A 20,022-nucleotide genomic window follows, 5' to 3' on the forward strand; every position below is an offset into this window, starting at 1 on the left:
AGGCATTATGAGTCAGGCTCGCTCCAGTCAGCTCCTTGCTTTAACGCTTACCCCCATGCAAACGCCAGAAGCCTATCCGGCTCAAGGAGTGGCAACTTGGTTGGCCGATGCCCCAACCAGTTTAGGGGGGGCACCTCAGTTGCGCTTATGCCCTGGCGAACCCAGTGAGATTGTGGTGCAGTTGAAAAACCAAAGCGATCGCCCGCTCCAGATCAGCTTACAAACCACAGGCGACTTTCCAGCTCATTGGTGCCAAATTGGTACTGAAGGGGCAGAACTCCCCGCAGGTCAGCAAATGGATGCGGTGCTCTACTTTGAAATTGCCCCTAACTTTTTTGAAGACTCGCTCTCGCTTGGCCCCCAAGAGCAAATCAAAATTGACTATCAAGGACAGCTTTACGTCTATTCGGTACATCCTGAAAACGGCCAGCGCCAGCAAATTGGTAGTGCAGCTTTTCAAATCTTTGTCCGCCCTCACCTGCTCTATCCTCAGTTTTTGCCAGCCCTGTACCGCGAGGTAGACTTTATTGGGCGATTCCTCAAAATCTTTGAGCAAGCCTTTGAGCCAGCCGTTGAAGCGCTTGATAGTCTTTGGGCCTACCTCAACCCCTTGATGGCACCTGAAAATTTGCTGCCCTTTTTAGCTTACTGGGTTGGCTGGCCGAGTAAGGGGCCTTGGGAGACTGCCAAGCAGCGGCGGCTGATTTATCACGCTATGGAGATCTATCGCTGGCGGGGCACACGGCGAGGGTTGCAACTTTATTTACATCTCTACACGGGCTTGCCGTTAGATGATCCTGAAACGCCATCGGCGCAGCAGCATATTTGTATTGAAGAGCAGTTTACTCAGGGCTTCATCTTGGGATCGGCTTCACTGGGTCAGGAAGCCCTGTTAGGGGGCGGACGGCCTTTTCACTTCATTGTGCGCTTGCGATCGCCCGATCCGCGTCAAATTGATCCGGGGCTGGTTCACACAATTATTCGCCAAGAAAAGCCCGCCTTTTGCACCTACGAACTCTATATAGACCCGTTAGAAAATTCTCTTCCCCGCTTAGAACCCAGTTAGAATTTCGCATCAGCCCCACCTGTTTCTATAATGACGCCAACCCGCAGACTAGACGCTATGTCCGAACCCTTATCATTGCCCCCCATTCAAGCGTTCGAGCGCCTACAAATTGCCGACGGCCTACTGATTACGGCAGAGCGTTGGCAGCAGGCTCACAATTACCATCGTCAGCGGCAAAATTTTCATTTTCAGTCTCTCAGTCAAGCGGGTATTGTCTGTGGCTTGGGCGTGGCGGTTATTCCGGCTCCTGCCAGCATTGAAGCCCGCTATCGCGATCAGCGTTGGGTGCAGGTACAGGCCGGGGTAGCGATTGACCCTGCTGGTAATCCTATTGTGGTTCCGCAGGCAGAAGCGTTTCGAATTGAGCTAGATCCACCGACTGGTCGTTTGCAAACGGTTTACCTGGTGATTAGCTATGTTGACCCAGATGAGTTACGGCAAATACCTGGACAAGCTCAGGTTAAAGAGCAATTTCGGATTGTTGAGACAACTGAACCAGGCCCGCTAGATGTCGAGCTATGCCGAATTCGCCTCACCAACGGTACGGTGCAGTTACGTAACGCCCTCAATGTCTTTAGCCCGCAGCCGAATGAGGTTGATTTGGGGCATCGGCGGCAAGCTCAACCTCGCCCTCTTTATGCGGCTCAGGTTGCCTATCTCCAAACAGGCACGCCTTTAGATCAGTCGCTGTCGTTGGGGCTGAGCTGTTTGCTACAAGCGACAGAAGCCTTATTCCCCAAGCTGCAAGCGGTGGCTCCCCTAGCTGAGCTATCGGCAGCAGCGATCGCCACTGCCGATCTTTCTCCCTTTGATCTGCTCTATGCTCCCCGGCTAGCGCTGCAAAACTTGACCCTAGAAGCCACCAAAGCGCTCAAAGCTTACCTGGCTCAAGGCGGACTACTGCTAATTACGGTTGACTTCGACGAAACCAAGATCGATGAACTGAGTGCCCTGCGTCAAGAACTACAAGCCGCCCTTGAAGGACTGGAAAGCGATGCTGAAATTAGCGGCATGCGGCAGCAACTCCTGTCTGAAATTCAGGCGATAGAGGCTGATATTGAGCAGCAGCTACAAAACGTCGTGCAATCGTTACAGCCTTTTGCGCAAATGGTGGGTAATCCGTTGGCTGGGGCTGGTCAAATTCATGCCCAGCATCCGCTGCGGTTGCAGCCTTTCTTATTTGCTCAACTGCCTACTTTAACCAGCCGCCCCATTACGCTGCGACATTGGCAAAACATTGTACTGATGATTGGTAATTTAGCGATCGCCTGGGGGCCAGATCCCGCAGGGCAGCAAACCCGTGAGAGCCTGCGCACCGCTCACGAACTCGGTATTAACCTGTTATATTTTGCGACGCGACGGCGGCACCTGCTGGGTTTACAGCGTCCCGCCTCCACCGTAGGCAGTAGCAGCAGCTCACAAGCGAGTTTGACCGATCAAGCGGGGCAAGCAGGGGCGAGAGAATCATGAGTAAGCAGATTAGCACCGAAGTTTCGACTCAGGTTCTCCACTACGAACCCAGCGGCCCGCCAGTCAATTTTGAAGTTGTTGTTTATAACGACAGCTCTCAATTTGCCACGTTTCAGCTAGAACTATCAGCAGCCGGAGCCGACGGACAGCCTCAGCAGGAGTGGTACCGAATTGCACCTTCGGTTTCTTCTAAACTACCCAGTGGCGATCGCGCCCGATTTACCGTTGAAATTTTTGCCATTCCGCCCATTCCAGGTGGCTTTACTGGCACCATGAACCTGACGGTGCGGGTGTTCTCACTAGAACTACGCGATGAAGATCGCCAGGTGCTACGGCTGGTGATCGAAGGCTCAGGCATTTTGTCGCCAAAGTTAACCATGCCGACCCGGCAGTTTAAGGTTTATCCCGATAGCCAAGTAGAACTGTCGGTAGATGTCTACAATCCCAACCGCCAGTCTGCTGATGTCACCGTCTCCATTGATGGGATTCGCCCCACCTGGTTCCCCGATGGGGCTGAGAAGCGGCTGCATTTGCGAGCAGGCGAAACCGCCAACACCGTTTTCCTCTGTCGCATTCCGGTTCCGGTTCAAGCGCCCAGTCAGGTTTATCCATTTACGGTGCAGGCCGCCCAGCCGATGGCTATGCCGGGGCAACTGCAAGGAAGCCTCACCGTTTTGCCAACGGGCTTTGTGGCGTTTCAGTACAAACCACTGCGGCAGCAAATTCCCAGCCAGCCAGGACGCTGGCGTAACCCCCGCGCCAGCCTCACCAGCTACCAAATTCTTTGCTTAAACCAGAGCAACGTCGTACAGCAGATAGCGGTTGAGGCCGTTTACCAAGATCCCCGCGAAGAACGCCGCCGCCAGCTTGCCCTGGCCGAGCAGACAGCCCCTACGGCTACCGCAGTAGATACAGCAGATACGCCTGAGGCGGCTACCGCGCCAGCCGAAAGGCCACTGCCACCGCCCAAAAACGCTTTGGTGGTGCAGCCCAATCCCGCGCAAGTACCAGTAGGCGATCGCCACGAACTGCGCCTCGACGTTTATCGTCGCTTGCCCTGGCTGGGCTGGCCTCGCCGCAAACGCCTACAAATTCAGGCAAAAGCTGATTCTGAACTAGAACTGCGCCAAAATAAGCAGGTCTTAGAGCTAGACGTGTTTCCGGTGCTGCCGTTTTGGCTGCAATTGTTGACAGGTTTGGCCGGACTGTTGCTGCTAGGGCTAATCTGGTGGCTAGTGACGCATCAGGGGCATAGCGGCCCTGTTAACTCGGTGCAAATGAGTGGCCGTGCCAACGAAGCAGTTAGCGCTTCAGACGATCAAACTTTACGCCTTTGGCAAATTCAAGGCCGTAAGCTCAGCGCTGGCGAAGTGCTATATAGAGGCGATAAAGCGATTCGTGTTGTGCGCTATCGCCCAGTAGACAACAACTGGGTGTGGGCAGGCTTTGAAAATGGCGATATTCAAGGCTGGAATTTACTGAGCGATCAGCAGTTTTTCTATTCTTATCGCCAAGACGATCGCGTGTTTGACCTTGCCCTAACTCGCGATGCCCGTTCCCTCTTTAGCGGTCACGGTAGCGGCTTGGTGTTGCAGTGGGATACCTCACCAGCCGATTTGAGGGCAACTCGCACTGAACCCGATCGCGGCTTTGAAGTAGATTTTGCTGTTCAGTCTTTGGCTTTAGTTGGCTCTAGCGAAACTCATCTGGCGATCGCAGGCCGTTATAACCAACTGGTACTGCTCAATCTAGCCACAGAATCGTTCCGCAGCGTCGATTATCGGGCTGGTAGCAGTAACGACTATATTTTTAGCGTAGCCACTGCCCTAGAAAAGCCAAATTTGCTTGCCACGGCTGACAATCGCGGCTACATTACCCTCTGGAACCTCAGCGCCTGCCTATCTACTGAAAGTCCCTGCGAAATTGTCGATGAATGGTCTACCGGACACAACGGCGAAGCCGTTAGAGCGGTTGCGCTTTCAGATGATGGCTGCTATTTAGCTAGCGTTGGCGATGACGGCAGGGCTATGCTGTGGCCGTTGACTAGCAATGGCACTCGACAGCCCAATCAAGCAGAGGGAGAGGTGCTGCGCCGCTCTGAAGAACCCCTCAACGCAGTGGATGTGCTTCAAAATCAGAACCGAGTTTTACTGATTAGCGGTGGCAACGACGCAGGTGTGAGGTTGAGAGCTGTTAAGGTGAGCAATAGTCAATTACCGCCTGGGCAGTGCAGCATTGGCAATTAAGGCTTAGCAGTCAGCAAGCGACGAAGAACAGCGAAACAGAACGGCAATGACAGATGAGCAGGCCAATCTAAATCCCGGTGCCACTGGCGCTATTAGCCTTCCAGCCGACCCTGAAAGCATGGCTGAAATCATAGCGCTGCCTGAGGAGCAGCGGCAGCTAATGTTCTGGATGGTGCGGCAAGAAGTTGTGCAGTTTGAGCAGGTGATGACGGTGCTCAATCGGCCTGCCGACGAAGTGCGCGGCATTCTTTCAAGTTTGATCCAGCAGGGATTGGTCACACCCATCAGCGAAGACACCTATCGCGCGTTGTCGGCTGGGCGTCCTACCGCCCAACTGGCCGACAATATGTTACAAACGCTGACCCCTGGTAAGCCATTAGCCGTCATCCTCAACTCTTCTGGGCGCGACACCATCACCCCAGGAGACACGTTTGAGCTGGGGGTAACTGTTAGCAATCAGGGGCACCGGAGTGCTGTCATTAACGTCTTTTTAGACGACCTTTCACCCGTACTGCGACCCTGGTGCAAAACTGTTCAGGAGTATTTAGCCCTTGCCCCCGACCAAAGTAGCGAAGTCCTTTTTCATTTTCAAGTTCCGCCTGAAGCCCTGCCGGGGTTGCTTAGCTATGTTCTAATCGTCGATTCGCCTCAGCATTATCCAGAGTATCCGCCTGCTCGCTACAACCAGCAGCTTCAGGTTTTACCGCCCGATACCGCCAGCATTGAGGCCAACGATCCTACCTTTGCGGTTGAACCTGCCACAGATCCAGACTCCCCCGCCGAGATTCCACCGGGGGGTATTTTACAGGTACAGGTACAGGTTTATAACCGCTCAGAGCGAGTCGATCGCTTTCGCTTGGCCTGTACAGACTTACCAGATGATTGGTTTAACATTACCTACCCGCAAGATAGCAAAGGCTTGGGGCTGGTTGTACAAGCCGATAGCTTAGGGTTAAACCCTGGCGATCGCGGCGATATTTTACTCACCATTACGCCGCCTGCCGATGCGATCGCTGGCAGTTATGTGCCAACCCTGCGACTCTATGCTGAGAACAGCCCTGATTTGGGCTTGCTAGCGATGGTCTACTTGCAGGTTCTGCCAATTTATCTGCTGCAGATGGAGATGAAATCGTTGGTGGGTCAAGTTCGCCATCAGCCTGCTTTGTTTGAACTGCAATTTGTCAACAACGGCAACCTAGAGCGAGATTTACTGCTACAAGCCCATAGTCTCGACGAGGCTGGTTTATGCAACTACGCCCTCAGCGCTGACGCTGTTACGCTGGCTCCTTGGCAAACCGCCTATATCGAACTGCGAGGGCAACCACAGCGTTGGTGGCGACGTCCCTTTATTGGCTTGGGTCGCATTCTCAACTTTCGGGTTGATATTAGCGATCGCCAGCAGCTCCCTCTACCCCAGAGTTCGCTCCAGGGCTATTTAACCTGGCTACCTCGACCCTGGTGGCAGCTTTTGCTGTTAATTCTGGCAGGCTTAGGCGTTTTAGCCACCTTGATCTGGCTCATCTGGTGGTTATTCTTTCGCCCACCCACGACGCCTAAAATTCTGGAGTTTTTGGCCGAAGATGCCCGCTATGCCGCTCTTAATCAAGACATTGCTCGAGTGGGCTGGGAAATTGAACATCCCGAACGGGTGCGAACGCTAAAAATCACAGGCTATTCTCCCGACGGAACCGTGATTAGCGGGCCGCTGACCTATGACTTATCTCAAGGATTGCCAATTACGCTAGAAGCCTTTTGCGATCAAGATGAGGTGATTCTCACGTGCCGCAACGTTCGCACTGATGCTCGCCAAGCGGGAGAATACGTTTTTGAGCTGACTATTGTGCCCAAAGGACGGCTGCGACGACAAATTGAATCGCAGCGCACCAGTACGGTGGTGATCGACCCGGTACCGCTGCCGACCGTAACAGAGCTAATTCCAGGACAAACTCTTTACCGCGAACTGGGTAGCCAGCCAGTTGCTAACGACCCCCGGCCAGAGCAGCAAGCCCCTGCCGTCACTCCAGAAGGGGTTCAGCTTAACTGGGTCGTGGCTCATCCTAAACAGCTACAGGCTCTCATCCTGACGGTACGTAATAGCGAAAACACTATTTTAGGTGGACGGCGCTATCCCCTGCGTAATCCTGAAACGGGCGAACTGGCCTTGCCGGAAATTTTGCAGAGTCGCTGTCAGCTCGGCAATATCTTGGTTTGTCGCAATGTGCCAACCGGCATTTTTCAGGTCGGAGAGTATACCTTTGAATTAGCCACAGTCCCGCTGGTAGCAGATGCCAGCCAAGCACCAGAGCCACAGCAAAGTGATCCAGTCAAAATCGTACCGCGATCGCCTAGCATCGCCACTTTTCAAATTAACGGCCAAGAAGCTCAGCCCAAATATTTGCTCCCGGTTGACCAAGGACAGCCCATTCCTGTGATTACGCTAGCTTGGCAAGTCCAGGGAGGAGAAACCACCACGGTTGAACTGCTGCCTTCTCCTGGCACCGTACCGCTACAAGGCGTTATGCGCTATCCCTTAGGGGCTGAACCCGGCACAACCATGCTGACGTTACAGGTGAGCAACGGGGTTGATGAACCGCTAAAGCGTTCAGTGGTGATTCAAACCTATGACCCCACCCCTAGCGACCCAGCAGCAGCGGCAGCGGCAGCAGCAGCCGAAGCCGCCGCCGCGATCGCTGGTAGTCAATCTCAACCGGCGGCAAGTCCTGGTTCAGCAGGCAGCAGCGGTGCGGCTGGGGCTGGGGCACCCTCCCCCCCTGCCTTAGGGGCACCCACACCTGTGGATCCGGGGCGACCTTCCCCAGCGGAAACCCCTCCTCAATTTGACTAAGTATCGCTCACTACAGATACGTCTTTTGAAAGAGGATGCTAAAGCTTAGAACGCCTAAGCTTTAGACAGGCAAAAATCATTAAATCTAGACAAATAGGCTTTGATAAAAATCTATTTGTCTAAAAAAATATAGTATTTGCTTCTTCTTTTAAAAGAAAAATGGAGGCTTCCGTGAAGTTTTTTCAATCGGTGCGGGCTGCACTTATTAGTCTTTGTCTAGTAGTTGTTTTGCTGACAACTTCAGCCTGTGGAACAGGGGCTAATCAGGCAACCAATCCTAACACTTTACCCACTAACGCTTATAGCCAAATTGAGCGTGGCAACACAGCAACCGGACAAAACTTTGGTGAATGGGTTGTGCAAACCGCTCAGGGTTTAGTTCAAGATGCTTACGTTCGGGATAATGACAAACTCGGTGTGGTTATTACTCCCCAGGTACGGCCTAACGAAGTGCGTTCTTTAGCTAAGTCTTTAGTGCAGGGATTTGAAAAGAATTTTCCCAATCGCGACTTAATGGTGCTGATGTATGCACCTGACAAAAAGCTGATTTTAACCGCTAAATACAACGATTCGAATCGACTGATTGAATATCAGTAAACGAAGATTTGAATTTACAAAAACAGGAGTTTTTATGCCCAGTAGTAACGAATATCGTCGCCAGGTCATGAATGATTTGGCTCAAGGCAATGTCGATTCTTTAGACAATTCTAGTGAACCGACTCATCAATACGATAACTTTGACGACTTTGCTCAGCGATCTTCTCGTAGTGAACGGCGGCAGTTATTTGGTCGGGCGTTTCACCCCGATCGGGTACCCTCTAGCCAAATGGAGCCTGAACTACAAAAGGCGATCGCTCAAATTAAGCCCAACGAGCGCGACGATGTGGCCAAAGATTTTCTCAAGCACCTCAAGCAAAGAGGACTCAGCGATCGCGACTTAGAACGGCAGCTAGGACTGTCTACTCATCATGCTAGCCGCATGAACGCCGACGACGTGGCCAAGCTAGCAGGCTTTACCTATCACAACCATCCCGATATTTTCCAAGAGGTGATGGCTGATCAACCCGCGATCGTCAAGTTTCTCAGCAACCCGCTGGTGGGAGCTGCCCTCGGCGCGGTAGCGGCAAAGTGGTTTGGCCGTCGCTAAGCGGTTAACGATAGAACCAAGCCGCTGCTGACTAAGGCGATACAGTCATCCCGATTGTGTCGCCTTTTGGCTAGCCTATGGAGGTGACTACTCGTAAAGGTACAGCTAAAGGCAGCGGGCAGAAGCAAAGCTTTTGTGCCAACGGTTTCTAGCTACTGAGGTGTCTTGATCCCAGCGGCTAAAAGGCTAAGGCCATCTCGGAGCGGAAGACGGATGGTGACCTGTCACTCAGCGGTTTTGTGGAGTAACTCGCGCAGTTCGGTTTGCAGGAGTGACCAGTGAGTTTCGGTTTCAAGCTGCTGTAAAATTTCTTGCATTACGGTACCGACACCCTGAGGCCCCCAGCTACAGCCTTGAGCCAAGTAGCGTTTAGCGGCCTGTCCTATGGCATAGGTACCATAGCCAGCCGCCCCGGCCTGTGCTGTCATAGCTCCTGTATAAGCTACCAAGCCAGAAGGGCTATCTAAAACGCTAAAAGCCGCTGCCGCGCTTTTTCCTAAGCCTAGCAAAAGGCCACTCCCCAGTTCGCTCAAGATTAAAGCACCTGAACTGCGAACAATGGTTCGCCAGAGCCGATTAGCTTCGTGTCCGGTCATCGGCAAGCCATAGAGGTGAGCCAGCGAGCGAATTAGCCAGAGATCGGCGGCAACACCACCCATGAGATCCAGTACGGCAACCGGGTTAAGCGCAACGGCTAAAGCTTTGTACTTGGCAAAACGCAAAATCAGCTGATCGGCTTCTTCCGCTTGAAGTTCAACCGTGGTTTGCGCCAGGGTAGCGTCAATTTGACGGGCTTGAGAGAGGGCATTGAGCATCATCAGCGATCGCCCTTGATGCTGAGCCACACCGAGGAGTGCTTGGTTAAGCTCGGTAATTTGTGAACCTGGGGTTTCCCACTCTTCGCGGATCTGGCCGTCGGGCCATTCTACTCGAACTTTGTAGGGAGCAGGCTCCGCTGCCACCCGGACAATTTCATCTGGTAGCAGCGCCTCGATGGAACCATTAGCCCCTGATTTTTGCCAGAAATGTCGCAAACTGCGATACAGAGATTCGCGATCGCAATCTGGATACAGGTCAATTTTGTTGAAAACCAGCAGCAGCGGCTTCTGAAGCTGGCGCAGCTCTACTAAAGCTGTATATTCAGTTTGTGTAATATCGCCAGCAACTACAAACAAAATTAAATCGGCTGATTGGGCAATGGTTTGCGCCATTTCGCCACGTACCTGCCCTTCAACTTCATCTAATCCAGGTGTATCAATCAGTTCGAGTTGTAGCGGCAGGCTGCTATCGTGAATATCTTCAATTGCAGGTTTCCAGTAAACTGAACGAGGCCACTGGGTGACGCCATTTAGCGGCCCGGTTGGCAAAATCTTTTCGCCAAGTAGGGCGTTGAGAACAGCCGATTTGCCCCGGCTAACCAGGCCAAAAACGGCCACGCGCAACACGGCTGTTTCTAACCGACAGGCGATCGCCGTGAGCTGATCTACCCCTGCTTTAATCGTAGCTTGGCGCTGCAAATCCTGACTTTCTAGACGCGGCAAGTGCAGCTTGGCTCGATAGCGGTCAATTGTTCGCCGCAAGCTCAGACGCGTCTGCTTGAACAGCAATGAAGCCCGATCAGCTGCGACAACGCTCAGGCGAGAATCTTCTGAAGAGGCCACTGAGGGAGAAGAGGCTGTACTCAAGATGCTGACAGTTCAACTGAAGAGGCCAGAGAATTTGGTTCGACTCTAGCGTTGGGGGCAAATGCCAAAGCAGAGCGGTTAGGAAAACGCGCGATCGCTTGCTGTATGAAACTGCCTAAAAGCGCAGGTTGCCCGGTTCGTTGAAAGACCGCTTTGAGCGTCTCGCCGATTTTATCCCAGGCAGGCGTCGCTGTAGAGGGTTGCAAACTTTGGGCTTCAAAAAATTCAATCAAACTCAATCCGGCTAGCCGCGTCAAATAAGCGGCACTGACACCTTGCAAAAAGCCCCCCGCCACATAGGTCATCGTGCTGCTTTTGAGCAACGTACTTAGAGCTTGCGTCGATAATTCTACTAGTCCTAGCTTTACCATCACCCCGGCTAACGCTGCTGCCGCCGCCTTGCCCTGCTCTAGCGAAAAAGTTTGCCCATAGATAGCGCCCAAATCAACTACTAACTGAGCGTTAATCGCCCCTGTAGCCAGTAAATCTAGCGTTGGCAGAGGATTAGCAAAGGCTGTCGCCGCCGCCAGCCACTGCATTTGTTCAATCACGGGCTGAGCTTGGGTGCGACGCATTTGATTCAGCAAAGCCTGAACTGATCGCTGTAGGGTTCGAGCCTGCCGCAGGGTCGTTGCTAAAATAAGCTGGCGGCTTTGCTGGCTGAGACACGTTTCTAAGGCTACAGTCAGCGCTGCTACGTCGGGGGCAACGGCTTCCCAATGCTCGGTTGCAGTACCTTCAGCCTGATGCTGGCGAACTTTGATCGGCTGAGGACAGGTGGCGATCGCAGCGAGTTGAGCGGTTGGGGCGATCGCCTGGAGGCGAGTGGCTAAATTTTGTAAGATAACCGCCCGTTCTACTGGTGGATACTGGTCTTGCTTGTTAAACACCAGCATCAGGGGGTGGGTTTGAGCCAAAGGTTGCAGCGTTTTTAGCTCAGACTCGGTCAAATCATTAGCCGTTACAAACAGCAGCCAGTCTTGTGCTTCGATCTGGCTTTGATCTCCTATAGTCCAACCTGCAGCAGGCATCAAGTCGCCAACTTCGGTAACGGTTGTAGCGAGGGCTGAGGGGGGCTGCCACTGGCTACGCAAATACTCAGCTAGCGCCGTTTTGCCTGTGCCGCTATTGCCAACAATGCCAATTTGCAACACCGCTCGGCTGAGCGCTTGCTCTAAAGATTGCCGCTGCGATCGCAACGGATCTAATTGAGCCAATACAGTTGAGGCGATCGCGGTGTCAGCAACCGTCTCCATTTCGCTAGCTAGGGCATCAATGGCTACGTCAATTTGCGCCAAAACAGCCCGAACAGCCGTTTCGTCCACTACTGTTGGCTCAGTCGCCAGCGCTAGCGGCGGATGCTGCCGCTGCCACCACCACAAACCCGACCCCACCGCGATCGCACTCAGTAGCGTGGTGGGGTTGAAGACAGAATGCTGCATCCAGTCGATCATCCAGGCACCAGCGGTTAGCCCCAAACCACCGACTAAGAGGGGACGTTTGATTTTCATACCCATCGCCATATTGACAGAGCAAGCCACTTGAAAACGGCTGTTGCGCCTAAACCAGCGCTTTCTATATTCTACAGAGTGGCCACCCTAATCCTGACGTGGGAGAAGCCGAACTCTCTGCCTAGAGATACAAATATTTAGAGTTTCTTTATGCGGCAGCGCTTCTGGCTAAGATGACAAGGTATAGTCAATCTGAAGTTCTGTGAGTCAACGGTGGCGCAATCCTCGCCTAAATCTGCTAGAGTCTTGGCCATCCTCAATGGCAAAGGTGGGGTCGGGAAAACCACAACTGCTATAAACCTAGCCGCTATTTTTGCCCAGCGCATGTCTGTTCTGCTGGTCGATGCCGATCCTCAAGGATCGGCGACTTGGTGGTTTGAGCGAGGAGACAACCAGCTAGGATTCGACTGCACGCAAGAAACCAACCCAGCACTGCTTTCTCAGCTACGGGGAATTTCTAATTACGAACTGATTGTAGTTGATACCCCCCCGGCTCTTAGCTCAGAAGCGCTGCGGGCTGTGATTCCTACAGCAGATTATTTGCTGTTGCCGACGCCGCCTGCCCCCATCGACTTAGCCGCTTTAATTACGACAGTTAAAGATACCGTCATGCCAACTGGTATTCGCCATCGAGTGTTGCTCACCAAGGTAGACGCTCGCAGTTTGGGAGAAGCTCAAGAAGCTCAAAGTACGCTAACTGAGCTAAAAATTCCTGCCTGCCAGACTGTCGTACGGGCTTACAAAGCTCATGAACGAGCAGCCCTAGAGGGGGTTGCAATTACCCAATGGCGCGGTCGGCAAGCCCAGGCGGCTCAAACTGATTACCGCGGCGTTGCCGACGAAGTCCAGCACGATTGGAGAGAAGTATGACTAAAAAACGCCTGTCTGACCTACTGCGAGAAGAAGTAGACAAGCCCGAAGAGACTGCCGCCGCTCAGTCCGCTGAAGCAGCAACTTCATCGGCAGAGTCTCAACCCCCCCCTGCGCAACCTGCTTCTCAGGCGGCTGGCGAAACCCAGGCGACTAGTCGCAGCAGCCGCAGTCGCGGCCCCACTAAGGCTGACTTAGAAAAGCGAGTAAGCGAACTAGAAACCGCTCTAGCAGAGGCTCGCGATCGCGAAACCGATATTACGCAGCGAACCGAAGGACTCAAAAGCGATCTCAGTAAGCAGCAAACGCTTATCTTTCAACTCAAAGAAAAGCTAGAAAAAAGCGAAGCTGCCGCCAAAGAAACCACTCAGCAACTAGACGAAACCACTCAGGCTCTCAGCGAAGCCAAAAAAACAATTTTGCACCTGACAGAAGCGGCGAAGGCTCCGCCCACTCAAGTTAAAACGTCACCTGCGGCTCCGGAATTGCAGCCTGCTGCCGCCCCTACCCCTGCAAAGCAGCGACAACCCTTAGCCTTGAGTTCGCGCCCACCCGCCGCCCTGCCGCGCTATGTGGCTCCTTCAGCCCAGCCCAAAATGCTGACAGATGACGAAATTGGCTGGGTGGATTAAATCCACCTACTGCACCTGAATTCTGGCGAGTGCCGTATCGCGGTAATAATGAGCCAGAATTTGGCGGTAGTCGTAGCCTTGAGCCGCTAGGTTATAAGCTCCCCACTGACTCAGGCCGATGCCGTGGCCAAATCCCCGGCCATAGACCTGAACGCCACCTCCCTCAACAATGTTTAGGGAAAAGAGCGTGCTTCTTAGCCCCAGGGCGCTGCGCAGTTCGTCACCACTGAGAACGCGCGTACCCGCGTCGCCTTGAAGCCGCATGGTTACAACTCGACCGCGTGGGGTTGTGCGCTCAGGAACGGCAGCAACCAAATTGCCGACTCCCGGTATCCGTTGGCGAAACTGGGCGGCAGTGAAAGTTTCTACCCATTCGTAAACGGGGGCACCTTCATCGAAGTCTTTCACCCCCCGCAGATAGGGGAGCGGCTGAGTCCAGACATCTTCAACGTTTTCGGTATAGCCGCCGGAAGAAGAGTGAAAAACAGCCTCAATAATTTGGCCACCATAAGTCAGGACTTGCCCAGTGGTGGCATCGACAGCCGCGTGGGTAGATTCCGTTTCGTCTATTAAGCCCCGGTAAACCTGCCAGGAGGTTGTGCCCCCTACGTCATAAAGGGTGTTGCTTGCATTTTGTCGCTTGTACAAAGCATAGGAACGAGCCGCTACAGCTTGGGCTTGCAGGGCTTGCAAAGGCCAGCTAGTAGGCATTTCGCCGCCTAAAACGCTATATAAATAAGCTTCTAAATCAACGTAGTTAATCGCTAACAAACCCGCCTCAGCCGGGATGACTAAGACGCGCCCTCGATACCAGCGATCGCCAATATACACATAGCCATCTTCCGACGGCTCTACCCAAAATGCGTCGCCTTTCCAGTCGCCAAAGGCAACCTGTCCGCTTGTGTAGTTGGCCTGCATAGCTTGCTGCCCTGGTAGCTGCCAAAGCGCTTGACCCGCGACATCGCGAATAACGGCGTTGGTCGAACTTCCCAGCGTTACCTGGTCAACGCCGTTGCGAATTGCGACGCGCAGTTCTAGCTGGGCGCGGGCGGGCAAAACGACTAAAAGCCATATAAAGAAAGCTCCCCACCAGGGAGAACTTTTGTGCAGGAGGGATTTGAATTGAAAAGTTAGCAGTTTGGATAAACGTTCAGCAGCCATAGGGACAGTTTGTCGCTTGCTGTAAAGTGGGTTGTTAAGCATCAGTTGGGCATTCGTTCGTAGAAGCATTTGCCCTAGATGGATTATGAAGGACAAGGCAACCTCAAAGTTCCGCAATTTCTCGGAAACTGGTGACCGGATTTTTAACTTAAAGCTATTGTCTCTTCACCTCAAACAACTGTCTACTGCTTCAAACCGGAAACTTTAGCAGACCTTAAAAGAAGCCTGCCGTTTCATAAAGTCGCCTTAAAAGCGCCAAAATTTTATCGCCGTAGTTAACATCAGCCGCCCAGCGACCGCTGAGTTGCTGCACCAGGGGCGCAATGCCTCGCGGCACGAAGCGAAAGCGTGGATCAACCAGTTCTTGTACCAAAGGTTCAATGCTGGCATAGGCTTTGAGGTGCTGAATTTGTGCCCGTACCCCTAGTCGGGCACTGGTAAAGCTCGCGCCGCTGGGTTCACCCCCTGCCGCCCCTAAGCCGCCAAAATTGTTGCTAGTGGCGCTCAGGTTGCCCGTAAACCGTAAGAATTCTGTTTCGACGCACATTTGACAAAAGGCAATGTCGTAGTTGACCCCTTCGATAGTGGCTTCTTCTCGATACAGTTTGGGCAAATCAGCAAAGGTGTCTAAGGCTCTTTCGTTGTTGCCTTTGAGAAACATCATTAGCTGCACTTCTGAGGTGTTGCCATGCCCCATGATGCTGTCAATCAGACCGGGACAGATTTTTAAGGTCACCAGCGATCGCAGCAGCAGCGTGCGGGTGGCCGCTTCCCAACCGACTGAAATATTAAAGTTGCGCAAATCAACCGCTTTGACATAAACGACATTGCCGTAGCGCACCCGGCGAACGTTGGGATCGCTGGCTAAATCAACGCCTAGCTGATCGACGACATCAATGGGAATAAAGGCGTTGTCATTGATGATGATGCCTTTTTCACCATAGAGTCCCCCATTGATGCTGATGTTGACTTCTGGGTAAACGACTGGGCCTTCAATCGGGGTAGCATTGCCAGAAACGGCTCGGCTCCAGGCGGCTAACCCGTCGGCAATTCCCAGAGCAATTTCACGGCGGCGATTTTGCAGCAGGTTCAGGTCTTCGGAATTGGTTAAAAAGGCAATCTCCATCAGCAGAGACGGCCCTACAATCTGCCGACAAAAGGCTAAGCTACCCAAAGCAGAAGCCGTATCAGGCTTAGCGCCACGACTGGGAAGCTGAGGCACTCGGCGCAGCAGCGCTAACAGTAATAGCTCAGCCTGATTGCGGCGCGTTTCGTTGTTGGCAATGTAAAAAACAGTGGCTCCGCGAGCCACCGAGTCGGGTGAATTGCTAGCGTGAATTTCTAAGGCCACATCCTCGGCGCTGTAGCGGGCGTTGATCCAGGCAATGCTCTGGGCGGCACTGAGATCGTCGGGGACAGAAAGCGTGGTAAATCCACGCGATCGCAGTTCAGGCACGACTAAATCCCGAATTTGAATCATCTCTTTGGCTTCATTGGTGGCTCCTAAGACAACACCGGGATCAAACACCCCTCCTTCTAGCCCACCGTGGCCTGCTGAAACAAAAATTTTCCCCATCTGAGTCCCCTCACGTCAGACATTGCAGCCGCAATTGAGTGTAGTTGATGCTGCGCTCTGTCTGGCAAGGATACCTTAATCAGCGACGGACTCTACATCGAGTAACGATTAAATACAGGTAAAGATTACGTCTGGTTTTGCTGCGGCTCTCTTCTCTTCCCTTCACAACCAACAAGCTTTGAGCCATCGCTAAAGGTAGAAGACCGAATGAAAGCCGCTGACAGCAACCCTTCCATTCGCAGATTCCAGCGTTCTTAGCCCGCCAACGCTCGCCGTCAAAACGCTGGAACCTGCTAGCAGCGATCGCTTTTAAGTGGCGCTGTTATATCAATTCTCGATTTTGGATTTTCGATTTTGAATTCAACAGTCTTTGCTTTGCAGACGTTTCGTCAGTCTCATCTGTACCTTTACTTTGAAGAATCGGTGTTAAACGCTCAAGCCGCTCAGTACGCCTGCCTTACCCGCTAAAGCCAAAAAAGCAACCGTCTCTTGGGTGTGCGAAAGTTCAGCATCCAGCGATTGTTCTTCGTAAACGCCAACCCCAAAGCTAGTGCTAGTAATGGCTTCTAGCCGCAGATTGGCCGTATCAGAGCCATAATAAGACCCCAACTTGGCAATCAGTGCCGGAGCTGTGTCAAATCCTGATGCTAAACTCACGGTGGCTCGGTTGTGGTCGTAAGCACGCCCCGTCGTGCCGCCTTGCAGCAAAGTATCGCCATCAGAAGCTATACCCTGTTCAATCGCTAGCCAGCCAATGGTTTCTGCCGGATGCAGACTTTTGTTCAAAGCCTCTTCTTTTTGCATGGCTAGCTGAAAGCCCGTTGCCGACTGAGCGGTGGTGCGAGTGGTTATCCAGTCGTTGCCGTTAAAAGTTTGTACCTGAGCCAGTACCGTTGGTGCCGTGTCAAACCCTGTCAGATCAACCGAGTCAAAGCGTTGAGAGGTCAAGCGATCAGAGGCGTAGGTACCCGCAGAAATACGGGTGCCATCAGCCAGCATCCAGTCCCCCGCTTCCATAACCAGGTAAGAAACCGATTCGTTCGTGTGCCGACCGTCTTTGTACTGAGGTTCTTGCAACCGGATCTGGAAAGAACCGCTAGTAACGTTGCGGAGACGGATAGCCACCGGATCCACCCCTTTCAGGGTGGGATCAGAAACGATAACGACAGGGTTTACGTAAGTTTTATCAAGGGTTACGGTTTGCCACTGGTGGTTAAGTGCTAGCGTGCCATACTCGCCGATATCTGTTGCAGCGGTAGTTGAACCGTTGCTTCCGCCGTTGGTGGGCAGTTGATCGGTGGCCAGATCAAGTTTGACGTTTTGATTGGCAAGCGTAATCGTCTGGTTTACGGCCTGAGCCAACTCACCCCCTGAAAACGTTATCTGGTAGGTACCAGGGGCGAGTGCAACCTGATAGCCACCTGAATCAAACGTTGCCGTGCTAAACACAGCATTATCAGACTGGCGCGTTGCCGTAATTTGAATCCCCCCTAGCCCTTCACCTACCGTATAGAAATCGTCATCAATCACGCTGTCGTCAAAAGCGACGCCAGTTAGAAAAACAGACGACCCAGATTTGGCAAAATTCTGAGTCGTCATTACCGCGTTGTATCCACTAAATTCACCTGTCAGGATACCTACGCCAACTTCTCTAAAGTTTTCGTTTAAGAGATTTGTCCGATGCCCCACACTCTTAAACAAATCGCCGTGTTGAGTTGCGACAAACGCGCCAATGTTTGGGGTTGCCGTCGTTCCTCGCCAAGCAATATTTTCGCCCCAAGTCCAGCTACCCGTGAAACGGTAGCCAGCGGTGCGCATGCGATCGCCAGCACTGCTACCGCCAACGCCTGTATGCGAAAAGGTATCGGTATTGAGCATCCATTGACTGTGATCGCGGGCAGCGTCAATGAGATTCAAATTAAAAGCCAAGGGCTGTTTAGCACTGCTAGAAAGTGTGCCCGGTGCCAATCCCTGGTTAAGGTCAATGCCGTATTGAGCGGCTTCAGCGCTGGGATCAAACCGCGCGCGGTTGATCATTTCCAACATAAACTGCTCGTATGCGGTGGGTTGAGCCATGTTTCTGTAAACCGTAGAGAAAACAAAAATGTCAGCAGCACCCGATGAGCTGAGTTAGCTCTCCCCAGTAGACCTCCTTTGAAACCTGACAAGTTCCCGCTGTAGCTTGACAGAAAATGCTGCAGCTTTCGCTGAAAAAATAGTTAATGCTACGGTTGTAAAGAAGCGCTTTAACAGAAACTTCAACCCGGATTGCAGCCGCCTAGCCATGAGATGGTCGTTTGAAAACGGGCAATCTCAGGCTTGAGCCATTCAAATTCCCCAAAAGCGATCGCGATCGCCCCCTTACCGTTGTTATCTGCGGTGGCTTTAAGTCAGTAATTTTGCTAGCTAGGCAAAGGCTAGAAAGCTTAAACAAACTTAGCGATCGCGGGGGGCTGGCAAAGTACAGTTAAAGGCAGAAATCAGCGGCACAAGGCAGCGTGAAAGGGGGGTAGTCAAAGGCTTTTGGCCGTTTAAGGATTTGAACTTTAGTGGCTACGGCTATCGTTTTTTGGCGTTAGGCTACCCAGGTTTGTAAAACCCGACCCTGAAGCGTTTGCGCCAGCCAGGGGGTATTCTCCGAACGCGACTTTAAAGTGTTTGTAGTTACCTGCCAACTGGCTTGTGGGTCAAACAAAATCGCTTCTAGCGGCTGATCAAGCTTCAAGGTCGGCGGCGCTTGCTTGAGGCAGTCGGCTGGTTGCTGGCTGAGATATTGCCACAACTGTAAAGCTGACCAGCGCTTAGAAGCGACAAACCGCTGCCAGAGAACGGGCAAAGCCAGTTCTAAGCCAATCACCCCGGCAGGGGCTAGACCAAAGGGAACCGTTTTTTCTTCGTAGGTGTAGGGGGTATGGTCGATCGCGATCGCCGCAAGCGTGCCTGTTTCTAACCCGGCAATCAATGCTTGCTGGTCAGTCGGTGTGCCCAACGGGGGGTCGAGGCGCAGGTTAGGGTCATAGGTTTCTAGGTCGGCGGTATTAAATAACAGGTGCATCCAGGTGGTGCTGGCTGTTACGGGTAGCCCTGCTGCTTGGGCTTGGGCAATCAGCGCCACGCTGCGAGCCGTTGAAACCCGCATAATGTGGACGGCGGTGCCCGTGGCAGCAACGCATTCTAGTAAGGTTGCCAGGGCAGTTGTTTCGGCGATCGCAGGTAGCCCTGGCAAACCCAAACGCAAAGCATCTTCGCCTTCGCGAGCGGTACCGCCCGCCAGCGTTTGGCGACAGGGCCATAGCGCTATCGGCTTTTGTAGGGGTTGTGCATAGGTTAGCAGTCGCCACAGCAGCAACTCGTGGTCAATGGGAAAATCATCTGTAAAGCCAGCAATTTCAGCCGTAGCCAGTTCTGCTAGATCACTCATTTGCTGCCCTTTTGCTCCCAGGGTCAACGCCCCCCAAGGCAAAAGACCGGGTAACTGAAGCGGGGTCACAGCCGCTAAATGATCGGCTACTGGATCGGTCGTCGGCAAAATGCCCACCCGCGTAAAGCCACCAGCGCTGGCGGCTTGCTGTAGCGAGTCTAGGGTTTCACGCGATTCAAACCCTGGTTCACCGCTGTGGCTGTAGAGATCTACCAGACCTGGGGCAAAAATTTTACCCTGCCCGTCTATGATCTCGGCTGCTGCGGGTACCGCTAGCTGAGGCGCGATCGCCCACAGTTTACCCGCTTCGATCAACACATCTGCCGTCTGATCCGTTTGATTAGCCGGATCTAAAACTCGCACTTGCTGAATCAGCGTTGGCGTCATAGCTG

15 protein-coding genes are annotated in these 20,022 nt (G+C 52.9%); 9 read left to right on the plus strand and 6 right to left on the minus strand.

The features are described from left to right. Positions 1-7: 7 nt before the first annotated feature. From ACTS3T_RS08495 to ACTS3T_RS08520, 6 genes are all read left to right on the plus strand, one after another. On the plus strand, positions 8-1,066 hold the full coding sequence (locus ACTS3T_RS08495) for a phage tail protein (RefSeq protein ID WP_377963619.1): 1,059 nt from the start codon (positions 8-10) through the stop codon (positions 1,064-1,066). 57 nt (positions 1,067-1,123) lie between these two features. After that, the gene (locus tag ACTS3T_RS08500) at positions 1,124-2,536 is read left to right on the plus strand and encodes a DUF4159 domain-containing protein (RefSeq protein ID WP_377963617.1); all 1,413 of its coding nucleotides are present in this window, start codon (positions 1,124-1,126) and stop codon (positions 2,534-2,536) included. Continuing rightward, entirely contained in the window at positions 2,533-4,782 is a 2,250-nt protein-coding gene (locus tag ACTS3T_RS08505) for a hypothetical protein (RefSeq protein WP_377963615.1), read from the plus strand. Before ACTS3T_RS08500 ends, ACTS3T_RS08505 begins: the two co-directional genes overlap by 4 nt. Positions 4,783-4,828: 46 nt before the next feature. Then, positions 4,829-7,627, plus strand: coding sequence for a COG1470 family protein (locus ACTS3T_RS08510; RefSeq protein ID WP_377963613.1), 2,799 nt, complete (start codon positions 4,829-4,831; stop codon positions 7,625-7,627). A gap of 171 nt (positions 7,628-7,798) precedes the next feature. Then, positions 7,799-8,224: a hypothetical protein gene (locus ACTS3T_RS08515; RefSeq protein WP_462934909.1), complete on the plus strand. Its 426-nt coding sequence runs from the start codon at positions 7,799-7,801 to the stop codon at positions 8,222-8,224. A gap of 34 nt (positions 8,225-8,258) precedes the next feature. Continuing rightward, on the plus strand, positions 8,259-8,774 hold the full coding sequence (locus tag ACTS3T_RS08520) for a hypothetical protein (protein ID WP_377963052.1): 516 nt from the start codon (positions 8,259-8,261) through the stop codon (positions 8,772-8,774). 224 nt (positions 8,775-8,998) lie between these two features. Here ACTS3T_RS08520 and ACTS3T_RS08525 read toward each other — a convergent pair whose 3' ends face one another. Together ACTS3T_RS08525 and ACTS3T_RS08530 are read right to left on the minus strand one after the other, a co-directional pair. Beyond that, positions 8,999-10,459, minus strand: a complete 1,461-nt coding sequence (locus tag ACTS3T_RS08525; RefSeq protein WP_377963054.1) for a DUF697 domain-containing protein — start codon at positions 10,457-10,459, stop codon at positions 8,999-9,001. Further along, complete coding sequence (locus tag ACTS3T_RS08530; protein WP_377963056.1) at positions 10,456-11,970, minus strand: slr1306 family protein; 1,515 nt, start codon at positions 11,968-11,970, stop codon at positions 10,456-10,458. The genes ACTS3T_RS08525 and ACTS3T_RS08530 overlap by 4 nt, the downstream gene beginning before the upstream one ends. 213 nt (positions 11,971-12,183) lie before the next feature. Between ACTS3T_RS08530 and ACTS3T_RS08535 the strand changes: the two genes are divergently transcribed. Together ACTS3T_RS08535 and ACTS3T_RS08540 are read left to right on the plus strand one after the other, a co-directional pair. Continuing rightward, complete coding sequence (locus ACTS3T_RS08535; RefSeq protein WP_377963058.1) at positions 12,184-12,840, plus strand: ParA family protein; 657 nt, start codon at positions 12,184-12,186, stop codon at positions 12,838-12,840. After that, positions 12,837-13,472, plus strand: coding sequence for a hypothetical protein (locus tag ACTS3T_RS08540; protein WP_377963060.1), 636 nt, complete (start codon positions 12,837-12,839; stop codon positions 13,470-13,472). The genes ACTS3T_RS08535 and ACTS3T_RS08540 overlap by 4 nt, the downstream gene beginning before the upstream one ends. A gap of 6 nt (positions 13,473-13,478) precedes the next feature. On the opposite strand, the gene ACTS3T_RS08545 is transcribed toward ACTS3T_RS08540, so the two are convergent. The 3 genes from ACTS3T_RS08545 to ACTS3T_RS08555 form a co-directional block, all read right to left on the minus strand. After that, positions 13,479-14,633 (minus strand): SpoIID/LytB domain-containing protein, encoded by a 1,155-nt coding sequence (locus tag ACTS3T_RS08545; RefSeq protein WP_377963062.1) that lies wholly within the window; start codon positions 14,631-14,633, stop codon positions 13,479-13,481. Between the two features lie 214 nt (positions 14,634-14,847). Next, positions 14,848-16,209, minus strand: a complete 1,362-nt coding sequence (gene tftA / locus ACTS3T_RS08550) for a hormogonium tapered terminus morphoprotein TftA (RefSeq protein WP_377963064.1) — start codon at positions 16,207-16,209, stop codon at positions 14,848-14,850. A gap of 426 nt (positions 16,210-16,635) precedes the next feature. After that, positions 16,636-18,285 carry a CAP domain-containing protein gene (locus tag ACTS3T_RS08555; RefSeq protein ID WP_377963066.1) on the minus strand — a complete coding sequence of 550 codons (1,650 nt, stop codon included), beginning with the start codon at positions 18,283-18,285 and terminating at the stop codon, positions 16,636-16,638. A 221-nt stretch (positions 18,286-18,506) separates the two neighbouring features. Here ACTS3T_RS08555 and ACTS3T_RS08560 point away from each other — a divergent pair, with 221 nt between their 5' ends. Next, entirely contained in the window at positions 18,507-18,680 is a 174-nt protein-coding gene (locus ACTS3T_RS08560) for a hypothetical protein (protein ID WP_377963068.1), read from the plus strand. Between the two features lie 104 nt (positions 18,681-18,784). Here the strand turns inward: ACTS3T_RS08560 and ACTS3T_RS08565 are convergent, their stop codons facing one another. Next, positions 18,785-20,017, minus strand: a complete 1,233-nt coding sequence (locus tag ACTS3T_RS08565) for a dihydroorotase (RefSeq protein ID WP_377963070.1) — start codon at positions 20,015-20,017, stop codon at positions 18,785-18,787. Between the last annotated feature and the right edge of the window lie 5 nt (positions 20,018-20,022).

Origin of the sequence: Almyronema sp. (genome assembly GCF_052168255.1) — a bacterium.
In the GTDB taxonomy this organism is placed as follows: domain Bacteria; phylum Cyanobacteriota; class Cyanobacteriia; order Phormidesmidales; family Phormidesmidaceae; genus Sphaerothrix; species Sphaerothrix epifaneia.